Below are 15,554 nucleotides of genomic sequence, written 5' to 3' on the forward strand. Positions count from 1 at the left end.
GCGGGCCAGGCAGCCCTCGCCCAACGTCGGCGGTGTCTCGGCTGCCGCCCTGTCGCGTGGGTCGACCATTATCCAATACTCGTCAGGGGGCGCTTTGCAGCCCCAAGGCTCAGTCGAACACCACGGTCTTGTTGCCGTGTACCAGCACGCGGTCTTCCAGGTGATAGCGCAGGCCACGGGCCAGGACCATCTTCTCCACGTCACGACCGAAACGCACCATGTCCTCGATGCTGTCGGCATGGCTGACACGGACCACGTCCTGCTCGATGATCGGCCCGGCATCCAGCTCCTCGGTGACGTAGTGGCAGGTCGCGCCGATCAGCTTGACCCCACGCAGGGCGGCCTGGTGATAGGGCTTGGCGCCGACGAAGGACGGCAGGAAGCTGTGGTGGATGTTGATCACCTTCTCGGCATAGGCCTGGCACAGCTGCGGCGGCAGGATCTGCATGTAGCGCGCCAACACCACGACATCAGCCGCATGCGCCTCGACCAGACGCGACACTTCGGCGAACGCTGGCGCCTTGTCCTTCGGATCGACCGGGACATGGAAGAACGGGATGCCATGCCACTCGACCATGCTGCGCAAGTCGTCGTGGTTGGAGATCACGCACGGGATCTCGCAGTCCAGCTCGTCGGTGTGCCAGCGGTGCAACAGGTCGGCCAGGCAGTGGGATTCGCGGCTAGCCATCAACACCACGCGCTTCTTCTGTGCCGAATCGGTGATCCGCCAGGTCATGGAGAACTCTTCGGCGATCGGCGCGAAGGCCTCGCGGAAGGCCTCGATATCGAACGGCAGGGATTCGGCGCGGATCTCATGGCGCATGAAGAACCAGCCGCTCTGCTCGTCGGAGTGGTGGCTGGCTTCGTTGATCCAGCCATTGTACAAGGCCAGGAAATTACTGACTTTCGCCACGATACCGACACGGTCGGGGCAGGCAATCACCAGTCGATAGGTGCGCATGAATGAGACTCCAGAACTTCGCAAAGGCGCATATTCTAGCGGCCTGCCAGGAAAAACGCAGTAATGATCGGCACAACCGCAGCGAATGCCGAGCGGCTTGAGTCGATGGTGAGAATGCACGGCGTCCGTAGGAAAACGACGATTTCATCACCGCATATGTAAATTTTTCTTAACCAAACAGATACGTTGTCGTCGGACAATTAACAGTTTATTGCTATTTTAATTGTTTACTTGAGAGTATCGCCTGTCTATTATTGCCCCCTACTGTCTGTCTCCCTGAACACGCATTAAGGAACACTCCATGTCCCTGATCAACGAGTACCGCGCTACCGAAGAAGCCATCAAGGAACTTCAGGCCCGCCTGGCCAACCTGTCGCAAGATGACAAGCTGAAGAAAGAGCTGGAGTTCGAAGGCAAACTGCGCGCACTGATGGGCGAATATTCCAAGTCCCTGCGCGACGTGATCGCCCTGCTCGATCCCGATTCCAAACTGAGCAAGGCGCCACGTGGTGCCGTAAAAACCACCGGCACCAAGCGTGCTCGCAAGGTCAAGCAATACAAGAACCCGCACAATGGTGAAGTGATCGAAACCAAGGGCGGCAACCACAAGACGCTGAAAGAGTGGAAAGCCAAGTGGGGCAGCGACGAGGTCGAAAGCTGGGCCACCCTGCTGGACTGATCCCCGGGTATTGTCCTTTTATACCCCCATGAAAAACGCCGGCACATTGCCGGCGTTTTTCATGGGGCACGCATTCTATAACTGATACTGCACCTTCAACTGCCGGAGATGCGCCTGCCAGGCCTCCAGCACCCGCCGCCCGGCCTCGTCCGCCGTGGCCCAACTGCTCTGCCAGGCCTGTTCGAAGTCACCGACGGTATTCGGCGCCCCCAGGCACGGATCGCTCAAGCGTTGCTGGCAGAATGATTGCCACCGTTGTCGTTCCTCGGTATTCAAGGTCTCGGCGAAGTTTCGTGCGCGATAACGGAACAACAGCTCCGGCAGCCGCGGATCATCGAACATCCAGTGCCCCTGGCCCAATTGTGCAGGCTCCAGGCGACGGACTTGTTCGCACAGGCGCCGGTCCCGATCGCCGATAAACCCGTCGTACAGTTGTTGTTCCGGATCCTCGCTGGGGGTGAAATCATCAGCGTTGTAAATGTGCGCCAGTTTTTCCTGCCAAACGTTTTGTTGATTGGCCAGTTGTTCGCCACGGCGTTGCAGCAGTGCCATATCCAGGCCCAAACGCTGCTGGTCAGCAGGGCGTAATACCGACAACGGCGCGAGCACCGGGCAACGATTGACCTGCACCAACTTCAAAGGTACAGGTAGTTGTCCCTCGGATAATTCATCGCGGCGCGTGTACAAACGCTGACGTAATGTTTCTGCGCTTTCCTGCAATAACGGCAGTGTTTCCAGGTGCAGGTCGCACACAATCAGTGCATTGCGATTACGCGGATGCCAGGCCAGCGGCAGCACCACGCCAAGATAGTTACGCTCTGCTGAAAAACGCCCCGAAACATGTACCAGCGGCTGCAGCAGGCGTACCTGTTCCATCACTTTGTGCTTGCTGCGCAACTGGAACAACCAGTCGTACAACCGAGGCTGCTGCTGGCGGATCAAGCGGGCCAGGGCGATGGTCGCCCGCACGTCGGAAAGTGCCTCGTGGGCCTGGCCATGGTCGATGCCGTTGGCCTGGCTGAGCAGCTCCAGGCGCAGGCTGGTACGACCATCCTGCTGCGGCCAGACGATCCCTTCCGGGCGCAAGGCATAGGCGGTGCGCACCACGTCGATCAGGTCCCAGCGGCTGTTGCCACCCTGCCATTCGCGGGCATAGGGATCGAAGAAGTTGCGGTAAAGGCTGTAGCGGGTGACTTCATCGTCGAAGCGCAGGGTGTTGTAACCCGCGCCACAGGTTCCGGGGCGCGCCAGTTGCTCATGCACTTTTGTCATGAACTCGGCTTCGCACAGCCCGTTGCCTGCCAGTTGCTCGGGGGTGATGCCGGTCACCAGGCAAGCCGCCGGGTGCGGCAGGATATCGTCGCTGGGCCGGCAATAAAGGCTGATCGGTGCCTCGATTTCGTTGAGTTCGAGGTCAGTGCGCACGCCTGCGACCTGCAGGGGCCGGTCGCGGCGCGGATCGATACCGGTGGTTTCGTAATCGTGCCAGAAGATGCTGGTGCTCACGGGGTCGTCCTGTAACAAGGTCGACCAGAGTCTACCGGAGACAGCCTCAGGCGGAAGCGTTCATGGGCCGGAAACTGAAGTAGCTGCGCAAGGAACGCACGAACTCCTCGTACTCGCGGGGTGCCTGCAACAGCATGAAGCCTGAATCGTAGTGCCCCGGCGTCTGGTCCTCGCGACACCATAGGCAACTGGCAGTCAGGTTGACGTATTGCCACCCGCCGCCTGCCAGCGGCAGGCGCAACTGCAGCTCGAAATCCGGCCCGACCAGCACCGGCAACTGGCTGATCAGCATCAACCCGTCCTCCGAGGCATTGCCGAGGTAGCCGATCTGCTGGTCGGTGAATCGGTTGTACACCTTGAGGACACAAGGCAACTGGTGACGTTCTATATGGCGTTCGATAAACATGCTGTCCGTACCTGATGCCAGGAAGACAAGGTACTGGCGGTGATCGTTACATCTGCCTGACAGATTAGCCCAGGGCGCCTGTCCAATTCCATGAAATCAACAACACCTTGGTGTTAGCGCCAAGGTGCACGGGTGACCGGCGTCGCCACCGCCGCCTCGCCAGGCCGATAGTGACCGAGTTGCTCGAGTGTCTGCAGCCGCGCCCGGGCGCGGTAGGCGTACTCGTTCTGCGGGTAGCGCTGGATCAGGTACTGGTAGGTCTGCGCCGCATCGACGTAGAGTTTCTGGCGCTCCAGGCACTGGCCCCGCAGCAGCGAGACTTCCGGGTGAATGAACGGCCGGGCACGGCTGGTACGGTCGACCTGCGACAGCTCCAGCATCACCCGCTGGCAATCGCCGCGGTCGTAGGCACGGTAGGCATTGTTCAGATGATGGTCCATCGACCAACGGGTGCAACCGACGACACTGGCCGCCACGGCCAAAACGATCAGGGCTCGCATGGGGGATCTCCTTTATTACGCAGTGTATCGGCTTGGTTTGGCATTTCTTCAGCTTCAAGCGGCAAGCTGCAAGCGGTTATGCGGCGCGAATCAGCTAGAGGCTTGCAGCTTGGAGCCTCCGTTCAACCGCCAAGCCCAAGCGCTGCCAGGTAGTGCAATGGAACAATGACTACAGCGAGATTCCGGGGTAGCCTTTCGCTGCGCTTCACTATAGGAGTCTGTGCATGACCATCCGCCGTACCAAAATCGTCGCCACCCTCGGCCCCGCCAGCAACTCGCCGGAAGTGATCGAACAACTGATCCTCGCTGGCCTGGACGTGGCACGCCTGAACTTCTCCCACGGCACCCCGGACGAGCACAAGGCCCGCGCCCGCCTGATCCGCGACATCGCCGCCAAGCACGGGCGTCACGTCGCGCTGCTGGGCGACCTGCAGGGTCCGAAGATCCGCATCGCCAAGTTCAGCAACAAGCGCATCGAACTGAAGATCGGCGACACGTTCACCTTCTCCACCGCCCACCCGCTGACCGAAGGCACCCAGGACATCGTCGGCATCGACTACCCCGACCTGGTCAAGGACTGCGGCGTCGGCGACGAACTGCTGCTCGATGACGGCCGCGTGGTCATGCGTGTCGAGACCGCCACTGCCGATGCCCTGCACTGCGTGGTGATCGTCGGTGGCCCGCTGTCCGACCACAAGGGCATCAACCGCAAGGGTGGCGGCCTGACCGCCCCGGCCCTGACCGACAAGGACAAGGCCGACATCAAGCTGGCGGCGGAAATGGACCTGGACTACCTGGCCGTGTCCTTCCCGCGTGACGCCAGCGACATGGAATACGCCCGCAAGCTGCGCGACGAAGCCGGCGGCACCGCCTGGCTGGTGGCCAAGATCGAGCGCGCCGAAGCCGTGGCCGACGACGAGACCCTCGATGGCCTGATCGCCGCCTCCGACGCCGTGATGGTCGCCCGTGGCGACCTGGGCGTGGAAATCGGCGACGCCGAGCTGATCGCCATCCAGAAGAAGATCATCCAGCACGCCCGCCGCAACAACAAGGCGGTGATCGTCGCGACCCAGATGATGGAGTCGATGATCCAGAACCCGATGCCGACCCGTGCCGAAGTGTCCGACGTGGCCAACGCCGTGCTGGACAACACCGACGCGGTGATGCTGTCGGCCGAGAGCGCCGCCGGCGCCTACCCGATCGAAGCGGTCCAGGCCATGGCGCGTATCTGCCAGGGCGCCGAGAAGCACCCGACCAGCCAGAAGTCCAGCCATCGCCTGCATACCACCTTCGAGCGCTGCGACGAAAGCATCGCCCTGGCGGCGATGTACACCGCCAACCACTTCCCCGGCGTCAAGGCGATCATCGCCCTCACCGAAAGTGGCTACACCCCGCTGATCATGTCGCGCCTGCGCTCGCACGTGCCGATCTTCGCCATGTCGCCGCACTGCGGCACCCAGGCCCGTACCTCGCTGTTCCGTGGCGTCTACCCGATCGCCTTCGACCCCGCCTCGCTGCCGCCGGAGAAAGTCAGCCAGGCCGCGGTCGACGAACTGCTCAAGCGCGGCCTGGTGCAACAGGGTGACTGGGTGATCCTGACCAAGGGCGACAGCTACCACACCATCGGCGGGACCAATGGCATGAAGATCCTGCATGTGGGTGATCCGCTGATCTGAGTCGATTCTCCAACGCCGTAATCCTGGGGCCGTTTCGCGCCCCTTCGCGGGCAAGCCCGCTCCCACATGGCCCTGCCAACCGCATCATTCGTGATCGACTCGGCCCCTGTGGGAGCGGGCTTGCCCGCGAAAGGAGCCCCACAAGCCCTCAGGCATGCTCGAGAAACACATCGGCAAACAGCTGGTTCCTCGGCAACCCGGCAATGAACAGCCGCCGTGCGAAGCGCTCGACACTCCCCGGCGCCCCGCACGCCAGCGCCACCGTCTGCCGCGATGACAGGCGCAACCCCGCCAGCGCTTGCTCCAACTGATCGGCCAACCCCCACTCGACACTCACCCTGGGATATCGATCGGCCAGGTCCGCCAACGGCCCGGCCAGGTACTGTCCGGCGCGGTCATGGGTCACATGCAGCACCCGGATCCCACCCTGGTGCCCCTGGCGCAACGCTTCCCGCAGGATGCCCCACAACGGCGCAAGCCCTGTTCCCGCGGCCAGCAGCCACAAGGGTCGCTCCTGCCAGTCCGGGTCGTAGTGCAAGGCGCCGCCCCGCAGCTCGCCCAGGCGCAGCTCATCGCCCTCGGCCAGCCGCCTGGCCTTGTCGCAGAAGGCGCCAGGGCGCCGGCAATCCAGGTGGAACTCCAGGAAGTCATCTTCCCCCGGCAGGCTCGCCAGTGAATACGGCCGCGCCACGCCGTCCAGCCACAGCACCAGGTGCTGCCCTGCCTGGTAGCGCAATGGCCGCTCGGGCCTAAGGCGCAAGCGCAGCACGTCGCCGAACCACGCCAGGGCGCAGACGCGCGCAGGCAAGCCATCGCTCGACGGATCGAACACCGCCACCCGCAAGTCGGCGCTCACCCGGCACTGGCAGGCCAGGCGCCAGCCCTGCTCGCGCTGCGCAAGGCCCAGCGCCTCGGGCATGGCGTCCTCGGGCTGCCCCTCCAGGCAACGCACCAGGCAGGCATGGCAACTGCCGGCGCGGCAGCTGTAGGGCACGCCACAACCTGCGGCATTGAGGGCATCGAGCAGGTTGCTGGCGGCCGGCACTGTCCAGCAGCGCTCGCCGACGCAGAGTTCAGGCATGGTCGGTATGTCTCCACGAATCACATCGCCCACTCTAGGGCTTCGCGGGTAAATCAGCAAAAAGGGTGCCCGTCGGTTGCCGACCTTGGTCCAGACCACACGCAGGTGTGCCGGGGGCGGATGCGCGCTATACTGCCGCGCCCTTTTGCGTCGGCCAGCCTGCCGGCGCGCCTTGCAAGGCATTTCGACGCGCAGGTCGGCGGTGTCGGAAAGCCTTTATGAATGTTCCCGTCTTTAAGAGGAGCGCGCTGCATGACCGTGATCAAGCAAGACGACCTGATTCAGAGCGTTGCCGACGCCCTGCAATTCATCTCGTACTACCACCCCGTCGATTTCATCCAGGCGATGCACGAAGCCTACCTGCGTGAAGAGTCGCCCGCCGCGCGCGACTCCATCGCCCAGATCCTGATCAACTCGCGCATGTGCGCCACCGGCCACCGCCCGATCTGCCAGGACACCGGCATCGTCACCGTGTTCGTCCGCGTGGGCATGGACGTACGCTGGGACGGCGCCACCATGAGCGTCGACGACATGATCAACGAGGGTGTGCGCCGCGCCTACAACCTGCCTGAGAACGTCCTGCGCGCCTCGATCCTGGCCGACCCGGCCGGTGCCCGCAAGAACACCAAGGACAACACTCCGGCGGTGATCCACTACTCCATCGTCCCCGGCGACAAGGTCGAGGTCGACGTCGCCGCCAAGGGCGGCGGCTCGGAGAACAAGTCGAAGATGGCCATGCTCAACCCGTCCGACTCGATCGTCGACTGGGTCCTGAAGACCGTCCCGACCATGGGCGCCGGCTGGTGCCCGCCTGGCATGCTGGGCATCGGCATCGGCGGTACCGCCGAGAAGGCCGCGGTGATGGCCAAGGAAGTCCTGATGGAGTCCATCGACATCCATGAACTCAAGGCCCGCGGCCCGCAGAACCGCATCGAGGAACTGCGCCTGGAGCTGTTCGAGAAGGTCAACCAGCTGGGCATCGGCGCCCAGGGCCTGGGCGGCCTGACCACCGTGCTCGACGTCAAGATCATGGACTACCCGACCCATGCCGCCTCCCTGCCGGTGTGCATGATCCCCAACTGCGCCGCCACCCGCCACGCCCACTTCGTGCTCGACGGCACGGGCCCGGCCGAGCTGGAAGCGCCGTCGCTGGACGCCTACCCGGAAATCGTCTGGGAAGCCGGCCCGAGCGCCCGCCGCGTCGACCTCGACAGCATCACCCCGGAAGAAGTCGCCAGCTGGAAGCCGGGCGAGACCCTGCTGCTCAACGGCAAGATGCTCACCGGCCGCGACGCCGCGCACAAGCGCATGGTCGAGATGCTCAACCGTGGCGAAGCGTTGCCGGTGGACCTCAAGGGCCGTTTCATCTACTACGTAGGCCCGGTCGATCCGGTCGGTGACGAAGTGGTAGGTCCTGCCGGCCCGACCACCGCCACCCGCATGGACAAGTTCACCCGCCAGATCCTCGAGCAGACCGGCCTGCTGGGCATGATCGGCAAGTCCGAGCGTGGCCCGACCGCCATCGAGGCGATCAAGGACAACAAGGCCGTGTACCTGATGGCCGTCGGCGGCGCCGCCTACCTGGTAGCCCAGGCGATCCGCAAGTCCCAGGTCCTGGCGTTCGCCGAGCTGGGCATGGAGGCGATCTACGAGTTCGAGGTCAAGGACATGCCGGTCACCGTCGCGGTGGACAGCAACGGTGAGTCGGTGCACATCACCGGCCCTGCCCTGTGGCAGAGCAAGATCGCCGAGAGCCTGGCGGTCGAAGTGAAGTAAAACGCCCGACCGTTTGGGGCTGCCTTGCAGCCCCAAGCTTCAAGGCTCTGCCAGACCCGCGCAGCGGCCAACCCAGCCCTACAGAACCCGCTCGAACTGCTCCGGCCAGTCCCGCCGGGTGAACACCTGCCCTTCCCGCCGTACCCGTCGCACCTCCTCCAGATCCACCTCACAGACCAACCAACGGCTACCGCCAGGGCACAATTCGGCGCTCTCGGCGATCACGCCATTGGCCGGCATACCATGGTCCGGCGGCACGAACAGCCCTGCCCGCCCGATGTTCTCATCCAGCGCCGGCGACCAAGGCGCCATGCCCACCGTAGGGCTCTGCAACACGGCGATCTGGTTCTCCAGGGCGCGCGCCTGGGCGCCGATACGCACGCGGTGATACCCCGCCTCGGTGTCGGTGCAACTGGGGGTGAGGATCAGGTCCGCACCGCCTTCGGCCAGGCGCCGGGCCAGCAGGGGGAACTCGTTGTCATAGCAGATCAGGATGCCCAGGCGCCCCAGGGCCGTGTCGAACACCTTGAGCCCTTCGCCTGCGGCGATCCCCCACTGCTCCCGTTCGAAGCGGGTCATGATCAGTTTGTCCTGATGGCCCAGCACCCCGTCCGGACCGAACAGCCAGGCACGGTTGCGGTAACGGCCATCGGCGTCGAGCACGGGCACGCTGCCAGGCTGCAGGTAGATGCCCCAGCGACGGGCAAGGCTTTCGCACAGCGCCAACCACGGCGCGACCAGCGGCTGGATGCCGGCGATCGACGCCTTCAGGTCGCTGCGCTGTTGTACCGGCAACTGGCCGCTGAGCACCAGGCCGGCATATTCAGGCAATAGCAGCAACTGCCCACCAGCCTCGACCGCCTCGGCGCACAAGCCGTGCAAGTGCTCGGCATAGGCGTCCCAGCTCTCGTACAGTTCGATGGCGTACTGGCACGCCGCGAGGCGGATCATACCGGCAGTTCCTTGAGCCAGAAGGACATGATCTTGGCCGATTCGGTCTGCTCGTCGAGGTCGCGCCAGGCATAGGTGGTGCGCAGCGACGGATCGTGCAGGAAGCCACGGTTGCGCCAGAAGCCATGCAACGGCTTGTAGTCCAGTGGGCGCCGGGGATGGCCGGCCGGGCGCTCGACAGCGCAGAAGGCGCAGTAGTCGAATTCAGCGAGCTTGTGGGCGTAGGATTCGCGCTCGATGAAGAAGCGCACGCCCAGGCCCTGGCCCCGGTAGGCCGGCAGCAACACCGACTCGCCGAAGTAGTAGACGCTCGCCGGGTCCCGGCCCTGGGCCAGGAACGGCTGCTGGAACTCGAGCGTCTCGTCGACCAGGGGCAGGCCGGTCGAGGCGCCGACCACCTTGCCGCCGTCCAGGGCCAGCACCACCAGGCTGCGCCCGGAACGGGCATAGGTGGACAGGTAGTCGGCCTCGTATTCCGGCGAGCCGTCGTAGAGGTAGGGGAACTCGCGGAACACCGTCAGGCGCAGGCGAGCGAGGTCATCGATGTAAGGCGCGATGGCAGCGCCGTGCAACAGGCGGATTTCCATGCGTAGCGGTCGTTTTGTCGATGTGGATGACGCGCTCGGCTAAGCCGGGCTTGAGGGGAAACCCTATCATCCGTTCCACGCCATTCCCTTTCCCGTACACGACAGGAACATTGCCATGACCGCTACCGAGCTCGTCAACGCCTACTACGCCGCCTTCAATGCCGGGGACATGCCGGCCTTCCTCGCCCTGCTCAGCGAGGACGTGATCCATGACATCAACCAGGGCGAGCGGCAGATGGGCAAGGCGGCCTTCGCAGCCTTCATGGACAAGATGAACCGCTGCTACCGGGAACGCCTGGCCGACATCGTGGTGATGCAGAACGCCGACGGCAGCCGCGCGGCCGCCGAGTTCACCGTGCACGGAGAGTACCTGGCCGATGACGAAGGGCTGCCACCGGCCAATGGGCAGACCTACGTGCTGCCGGCTGGGGCGTTCTTCTACATCCATTGCGGGAAGATCGCCCGGGTGACCAACTACTACAACCTCAATGACTGGGTCGAGCAGGTGGGCTGAGGGCTGGGGTTGGCAGTACAGTTTTGGGGGCGCTTCGCACAAGCCCGGGTAAACCTCGGATGATGCGAATGGCCCCCTCCTCTACGTCAGGCAATCCGCGTCCCGAGCAATTTGAGAAATGCCGCCAACCACGCCGGATGCGCTGGCCAGGCCGGTGCGGTCACCAGGTTCCCGTCCACGTGCGCCTGGTCCATGGCGATGTCCACATATCGCCCTCCCGCCAACCTCACCTCGGGCGCACACGCCGGATACGCACTGCACTCGCGCCCATCCAGCACACCGGCCGCCGCCAGCAACTGGGCCCCATGGCACACCGCAGCGATGGGCTTGCCGGCCTGGTCGAAGGCCTTGACCAAACCCAGCACCCGCTCATCCAGGCGCAGGTACTCAGGCGCCCGGCCCCCTGGGATCAGCAGCGCGTCATAGCCCTCGGCCCGCACCTGCACGAAGTCCTGGTTCAGGGCGAAAGCGTGCCCTGGCTTCTCGCTGTAGGTCTGGTCACCTTCGAAATCGTGGATCGCCGTGCGCACGGTCTGCCCCGCCAGTTTCTCCGGGCACACCGCGTGCACCGTGTGGCCGACCATCTTCAAGGCCTGGAAGGGCACCATCACCTCGTAGTCCTCGACGTAGTCGCCCACCAGCATGAGAATCTTCTTCGCCGTCATCGCCGCCACTCCTTCCGTAGCATGAGAACAATCCCTGCACGATAGTCCGCTTCGCCGTCTTAGTCGCGGCGATCCAGCAGGTTGACCACCAGGCGATCGAGCAATCCCCACAGCCGCTGCTGCACCCGCCACCAGAGCGGCCGGGCCTGCCAGCGCGCCAGGTCGACCTCCTGGCTCAGGGCGAAGTCGCGCTCGAAACTGGCCGCCACGGCGGCGGTCAACGGTGGGTCGATGGCCTCGACATTGGCCTCGAGGTTGAAACGCAGGTTCCAGTGGTCGAAATTGCACGAACCGACGCTGACCCAGTCGTCCACCAGCACCATCTTCAGGTGCAGGAAGCAGGGCTGGTACTCGAAGATCCGCACGCCGGCGCGCAGCAACCGCGGATAGTAGCGATGACCGGCGTAGCGTATCGCCGGATGATCGGTGCGCGGGCCGGTGAGCAGCAGGCGCACATCGATGCCCTTCTGTGCAGCCCGGCGCAAGGAGCGGCGCACGCTGAAGGTCGGCAGGAAGTACGGCGTGGCCAGCCAGATGCGACGCTGGCCACTGTTCAGGGCCCGTACCAGCGCATGCAGGATGTCTCGGTGCTGACGGGCATCGGCATAGGCCACCCGGCCCAGGCCCTGCCCCTGGGCCGGTACGCGAGGCAAGCGCGGCAACCCGAAGCCTTCCGGTGGGCGCCAGGCGGTGCGCCGGTTGTTGGCGTGCCACTGGCGATCGAACAACAGTTGCCAGTCAGTCACGATCGGCCCCTGCATCTGCACCATCACCTCATGCCACTCGCTGGTTTCGTCCCCCGGCTTCCAGAACGCGTCGGTGACACCGGTGCCGCCGACCACGGCCCAGCGCTCGTCCACCAGCAGCAGCTTGCGATGGTCGCGATAGAAGTTGCGCAACCCTCGCAGCCAGCGCAGGCGGTTGTACAGCCGCAGCTCGACACCCGCCGTCTGCAGGCGCTGGCGCAGGGCCGAGGGGAAGGCCAGCGCACCGTAGTCGTCGAACAGGCAGCGCACCCGCACACCCCGGCCAGCGGCCTGCTCGAGGGCCTCGACCACCGCCTCGGCGCAGGCGCCGGCTTCCACGAGATAGAGCTCCAGGTCGACCTGGAATTCAGCACGCACGATCGCCATGAGCATGCGCGGAAAGAACCTGGGGCCGTCGATCAACAGCTCGAACTGGTTGCCACCCCGCCAAGGGAAGACCGGCCCCGACATGTCAGCGAGCGGCGAAGATCAGCACCGCACTCACCGGTACCGATGGGCTGATGGAAGAAAGCCCGGCGAGCTTGCGCAAGGTCGCCAGGCCCGGCATCAGGCCGAAGTCCTCGGCGCGCAGCAGCAGCGGCTCCAGGGTCACCACCTGGAAGCGCCGCTCGTCCAGTCGAGTGGCCAGCAACAGGACGTTGTAGCTGCGCGACTCGCCATGCAGGGTCACGGTCACCGGCAGGCGCAGCTCCACCTGGGCGCCGTTGGCAAGGTCATTGATCGGCCCCAGGTCGATCTGCGCCTGCACCTGGGCCTCCGGGAAACGGGCGACCTCGAACAGCTCGTTGCGCATGCGTTCGTCACGCAGCGGAACGCCGCCACTGACCGAGTCCATCTCGATGCGCAGTTGCGCCAGGCCCTTGCGGTCGACCTTGCCGTGCAACACCAGGAAGCGATGCACCTCGGCGGTATCGCCGTTCTTGCTGGTGACGAAGGACAGGCGCGATGACTCGCCGTCCAGGTGCCAATTGGCGTGGGCGGGCAAGCACAGGGCCAACAGGAGGGCGGGCAGGAGACGGAGCAACTTGAACATGTGAAGTCCTTTGAAACAAGGCCGTCAACCTTACCCGCCCCTCTTCATGGCAGCAAGCGGCAGCCCGCGCGCGCCCCCTGCCAGGCGGCCACGCTACTGCGCCCCAGGCCCTCGGCGAACACCCGTCGCCGCGCAGGGTCTTCCTCCAGCCGGCCCAACGGCAGGTACTGCTTCACGTAGCCCTGGCAATACGCCGCGTCGAAGCCCATGACGAACCGGCACGAGCAGTACTCCTTGGCCGAATAGGCCGAAAGAATCCCCGGGAAGTCCGCCAACGCCTGGCGCTCATGCCAGGCCCAGACCAGCAGCAACGACATCGGCACCAGCCACACCAGGTGCTTCATGCGCCCTCCGCAGCCAGGGCAGTCAGCACCCGCTTGAGCAGCTCGTTGTGCCGGTAGCTGCCATCACGGTCGTCGCCGTAACGGACGATCACCAGCTTCTGCGAAGGCAGCAGGTAGAGCGCCTGGCCCCAATGCCCAAGCGCCGCATAGGTATCCAGCGGTGCGTCCGGCCAGGGTGCAGAGTGGCCCGGCAACGGCTGGTTGAGCCACCAGTGGCCGCCGGGGTTGGCCTCGCCGGGGGCTGCCTCGGCGTGCTCGAACAGGCGTCGGTTGAACGCCACCCAACCCGCCGGCAGTAGCTGGCGATCGCGCCAGCGCCCCTCGCGCAGCATCAGCAGGCCGATCCTGGCCAGGTCGCGGGCGCTCAGGTAGAGGTAGGAAGACCCCACGTAGGTGCCGGCGCCATCGCGCTCCCAGACGGCACTGTCGATGCCCAGCGGCGTGAACAGCGCCTGCCAGGGGTAGTCCTCGTATTGCCCAGGCTCGAGCATGCCCCGCAGGGCGGCGGCCAGCAGGTTGCTGTCGCCGCTGGAATAGAGAAAGCGTGCGCCCGGCGTCGCGTCGGCGGGCATCGCAGCGGCAAAAGCGGCCATGTCGGCGCGGCCACGGGTATAGAGCATGGCCACCACCGAGGACTTGAGCGGCGCGTATTCGTAATCCTCCTGCCAGGCCAGGCCGCTGGTCCAGTGCAGCAAGTCGACCAGGCGCAAGCGCGGGTGGGCTTGCAGTGGCGGGTAGTAACGGGCCGCCGGGTCCTCGAGGGCGAAGCGCCCTTCGCCCTGGGCCACGCCGAGCAGAGTGGCCAGCACGCTCTTGCTGATCGACCAGGTCAGGTGCGGGGTATCGACACCGCTTGGCGCGGCGTAGCGCTCATGCAGGATGCGCCCATCGCGAATGATCAGCAGCGCGTCGCTGCGCACACCCGTGCGCTCGGTCGCATGGCGCGCCGGGAAGGCATAGGCGTCGACGGCCTGCCAGTCGAGCGCATTGGGCTCGGTGTGCCAGTCCGGGTCCGGCCATGCCTCGGCCCAGGCCGGCATGGCGACCATCCCCAGGATGCCCAACAGCCCCTTCAGCGTACCCATGGCCGGCCCTCTCGTCGCGGATCGGGCGAGCCTGCCAGGGTTTCATGACAATCCAGCGGCGGCCCAGGCCTTTTCCAGGCGCTTGTCGCGGGCGGCAGCGGCCAGCGCCAGCACGCCCTGGTCACGCTGCCAGCAATGTGCCCAGGCCTGCGGGCCGGCAGCCAGGGCCTTGTCGATATCGCCGCGCAAGCCCTGGAACTGGGCGAACAGCCCGGCGAGCAGCAGATGGCAGGCGGTGCTGTCGGCGCATTGCCGGCTGCCCTCGGCACAACCGCCAAGCAGGCCCAGCAGACGCAGGCGCAGCTCCCGCGGCCAGCCACTGTCCTGACCGACGCCATATAACCAGGCGACCAGCGCCGCCAGCACATAAAGGTCCTCGAGGGAGCGGAACGGTTTGACATAGGCGTCCCAGCCATCGCCGGCGAGCAGTTCGCAGGCGGCCTGCTGCAGGTGCAGGCGGGCATGCCCGACCTCGGGCATCAGCGGCAGCGCCGGCAGGGCCTCCAGACGCACCCCGGGCTCGCCCGGGTAGACCACCGCCAGGCTCAGGCGGGGAGGTTCGCCCTGCCCTTCGCTGCGCGCCGCCACCAACAGCCACTCGGCCTCGAGCCCTGCCGTCACGAAGTCCTTGCTGCCAGTCAGGCGCAGGCCATCGAGCCGGGTCTGCATGTCTGCCGGCCGCACGCTGCGCCGCTCAGTGGCGCATAGCGCGCCGAGGCTGGCCGGGGCGCTGGGCCAGAGCACGCGCAAAGCGGCCTGGTAGCCGACCAGGAAGGCCAGGCCCGGGGTGGCCATGGCACGGCCGCCGAGCACCGCCAGCTCGAAGGGGTTGACCGGCCCCAGGCGCTCGAGCAGCGCACCGTGGCTTTCGCCCAGGCTGTCGGCCCGGGGCTGGCGGAAAGGGTCGTTGAGTCGTTGCAACCAGGCCATCGGACGCTCCTCGCAAGGGGTTGTCACGCAAGCATCACCAAAGATTCACAGGGGTGACACCGCGCGTACCTAGGCTGACTTTGCACAACAAAG

At 65.3% G+C, this 15,554-nt stretch carries 17 protein-coding genes; 4 read left to right on the forward strand and 13 right to left on the reverse strand.

Features of this window, described 5'->3' with window-relative positions; translation table 11 throughout:
• Positions 1 to 109: 109 nt before the first annotated feature.
• Positions 110 to 961, reverse strand: a complete 852-nt coding sequence (gene purU, locus ACDI39_RS11725; protein WP_225788018.1) for a formyltetrahydrofolate deformylase — start codon at positions 959 to 961, stop codon at positions 110 to 112.
• A gap of 301 nt (positions 962 to 1,262) precedes the next feature.
• On the opposite strand from purU, the gene mvaT reads away from it, so the two are divergent.
• Positions 1,263 to 1,640 carry a histone-like nucleoid-structuring protein MvaT gene (gene mvaT, locus ACDI39_RS11730; protein WP_225788017.1) on the forward strand — a complete coding sequence of 126 codons (378 nt, stop codon included), beginning with the start codon at positions 1,263 to 1,265 and terminating at the stop codon, positions 1,638 to 1,640.
• Positions 1,641 to 1,715: 75 nt separating this feature from the next.
• Here mvaT and sbcB read toward each other — a convergent pair whose 3' ends face one another.
• The 3 genes from sbcB to ACDI39_RS11745 all read right to left on the reverse strand — a co-directional run bounded on the left by sbcB (position 1,716) and on the right by ACDI39_RS11745 (position 4,052).
• Complete coding sequence (sbcB, locus tag ACDI39_RS11735) at positions 1,716 to 3,146, reverse strand: exodeoxyribonuclease I (RefSeq protein ID WP_225788016.1); 1,431 nt, start codon at positions 3,144 to 3,146, stop codon at positions 1,716 to 1,718.
• A 46-nt stretch (positions 3,147 to 3,192) separates the two neighbouring features.
• Positions 3,193 to 3,552 (reverse strand): PilZ domain-containing protein, encoded by a 360-nt coding sequence (locus ACDI39_RS11740; protein WP_225788015.1) that lies wholly within the window; start codon positions 3,550 to 3,552, stop codon positions 3,193 to 3,195.
• 113 nt (positions 3,553 to 3,665) lie between these two features.
• Complete coding sequence (locus ACDI39_RS11745; protein ID WP_225788014.1) at positions 3,666 to 4,052, reverse strand: tetratricopeptide repeat protein; 387 nt, start codon at positions 4,050 to 4,052, stop codon at positions 3,666 to 3,668.
• 224 nt (positions 4,053 to 4,276) lie between these two features.
• On the opposite strand from ACDI39_RS11745, the gene pyk reads away from it, so the two are divergent.
• Complete coding sequence (gene pyk, locus ACDI39_RS11750) at positions 4,277 to 5,728, forward strand: pyruvate kinase (protein ID WP_486538723.1); 1,452 nt, start codon at positions 4,277 to 4,279, stop codon at positions 5,726 to 5,728.
• A gap of 148 nt (positions 5,729 to 5,876) precedes the next feature.
• Here pyk and ACDI39_RS11755 read toward each other — a convergent pair whose 3' ends face one another.
• Positions 5,877 to 6,809, reverse strand: coding sequence for an iron-sulfur-binding ferredoxin reductase (locus ACDI39_RS11755; protein ID WP_225788012.1), 933 nt, complete (start codon positions 6,807 to 6,809; stop codon positions 5,877 to 5,879).
• Positions 6,810 to 7,061: 252 nt separating this feature from the next.
• Here ACDI39_RS11755 and ACDI39_RS11760 point away from each other — a divergent pair, with 252 nt between their 5' ends.
• Entirely contained in the window at positions 7,062 to 8,585 is a 1,524-nt protein-coding gene (locus tag ACDI39_RS11760) for a fumarate hydratase (protein WP_225788011.1), read from the forward strand.
• 78 nt (positions 8,586 to 8,663) lie between these two features.
• On the opposite strand, the gene ACDI39_RS11765 is transcribed toward ACDI39_RS11760, so the two are convergent.
• Positions 8,664 to 9,536 carry a carbon-nitrogen hydrolase family protein gene (locus ACDI39_RS11765; RefSeq protein WP_253080358.1) on the reverse strand — a complete coding sequence of 291 codons (873 nt, stop codon included), beginning with the start codon at positions 9,534 to 9,536 and terminating at the stop codon, positions 8,664 to 8,666.
• A complete protein-coding gene (locus tag ACDI39_RS11770) occupies positions 9,533 to 10,123 on the reverse strand; it encodes a GNAT family acetyltransferase (RefSeq protein WP_225788009.1) in 591 nt (196 codons plus the stop codon). Before ACDI39_RS11770 ends, ACDI39_RS11765 begins: the two co-directional genes overlap by 4 nt.
• Before the next feature lie 115 nt (positions 10,124 to 10,238).
• On the opposite strand from ACDI39_RS11770, the gene ACDI39_RS11775 reads away from it, so the two are divergent.
• Positions 10,239 to 10,637, forward strand: coding sequence for a nuclear transport factor 2 family protein (locus tag ACDI39_RS11775; protein ID WP_225788008.1), 399 nt, complete (start codon positions 10,239 to 10,241; stop codon positions 10,635 to 10,637).
• An 86-nt stretch (positions 10,638 to 10,723) separates the two neighbouring features.
• On the opposite strand, the gene ACDI39_RS11780 is transcribed toward ACDI39_RS11775, so the two are convergent.
• Genes ACDI39_RS11780 through ACDI39_RS11805 form a run of 6 tightly spaced genes read right to left on the reverse strand, consistent with a single transcriptional unit; the run spans position 10,724 to position 15,461 of the window.
• The gene (locus ACDI39_RS11780) at positions 10,724 to 11,302 is read right to left on the reverse strand and encodes a DJ-1/PfpI family protein (RefSeq protein WP_225788007.1); all 579 of its coding nucleotides are present in this window, start codon (positions 11,300 to 11,302) and stop codon (positions 10,724 to 10,726) included.
• Positions 11,303 to 11,361: 59 nt separating this feature from the next.
• Positions 11,362 to 12,519: a phospholipase D-like domain-containing protein gene (locus tag ACDI39_RS11785; RefSeq protein ID WP_225788006.1), complete on the reverse strand. Its 1,158-nt coding sequence runs from the start codon at positions 12,517 to 12,519 to the stop codon at positions 11,362 to 11,364.
• Position 12,520: 1 nt separating this feature from the next.
• The gene (locus ACDI39_RS11790) at positions 12,521 to 13,102 is read right to left on the reverse strand and encodes a YceI family protein (protein ID WP_225788005.1); all 582 of its coding nucleotides are present in this window, start codon (positions 13,100 to 13,102) and stop codon (positions 12,521 to 12,523) included.
• 44 nt (positions 13,103 to 13,146) lie between these two features.
• On the reverse strand, positions 13,147 to 13,446 hold the full coding sequence (locus tag ACDI39_RS11795) for an amidase (protein ID WP_225788004.1): 300 nt from the start codon (positions 13,444 to 13,446) through the stop codon (positions 13,147 to 13,149).
• On the reverse strand, positions 13,443 to 14,522 hold the full coding sequence (locus ACDI39_RS11800) for a serine hydrolase domain-containing protein (protein ID WP_253099617.1): 1,080 nt from the start codon (positions 14,520 to 14,522) through the stop codon (positions 13,443 to 13,445). The genes ACDI39_RS11795 and ACDI39_RS11800 overlap by 4 nt, the downstream gene beginning before the upstream one ends.
• A gap of 51 nt (positions 14,523 to 14,573) precedes the next feature.
• On the reverse strand, positions 14,574 to 15,461 hold the full coding sequence (locus tag ACDI39_RS11805; protein ID WP_225788003.1) for an acyl-CoA dehydrogenase family protein: 888 nt from the start codon (positions 15,459 to 15,461) through the stop codon (positions 14,574 to 14,576).
• Positions 15,462 to 15,554 lie beyond the last annotated feature (93 nt).

This window comes from Pseudomonas sp. Tun-23181, assembly GCF_057415455.1.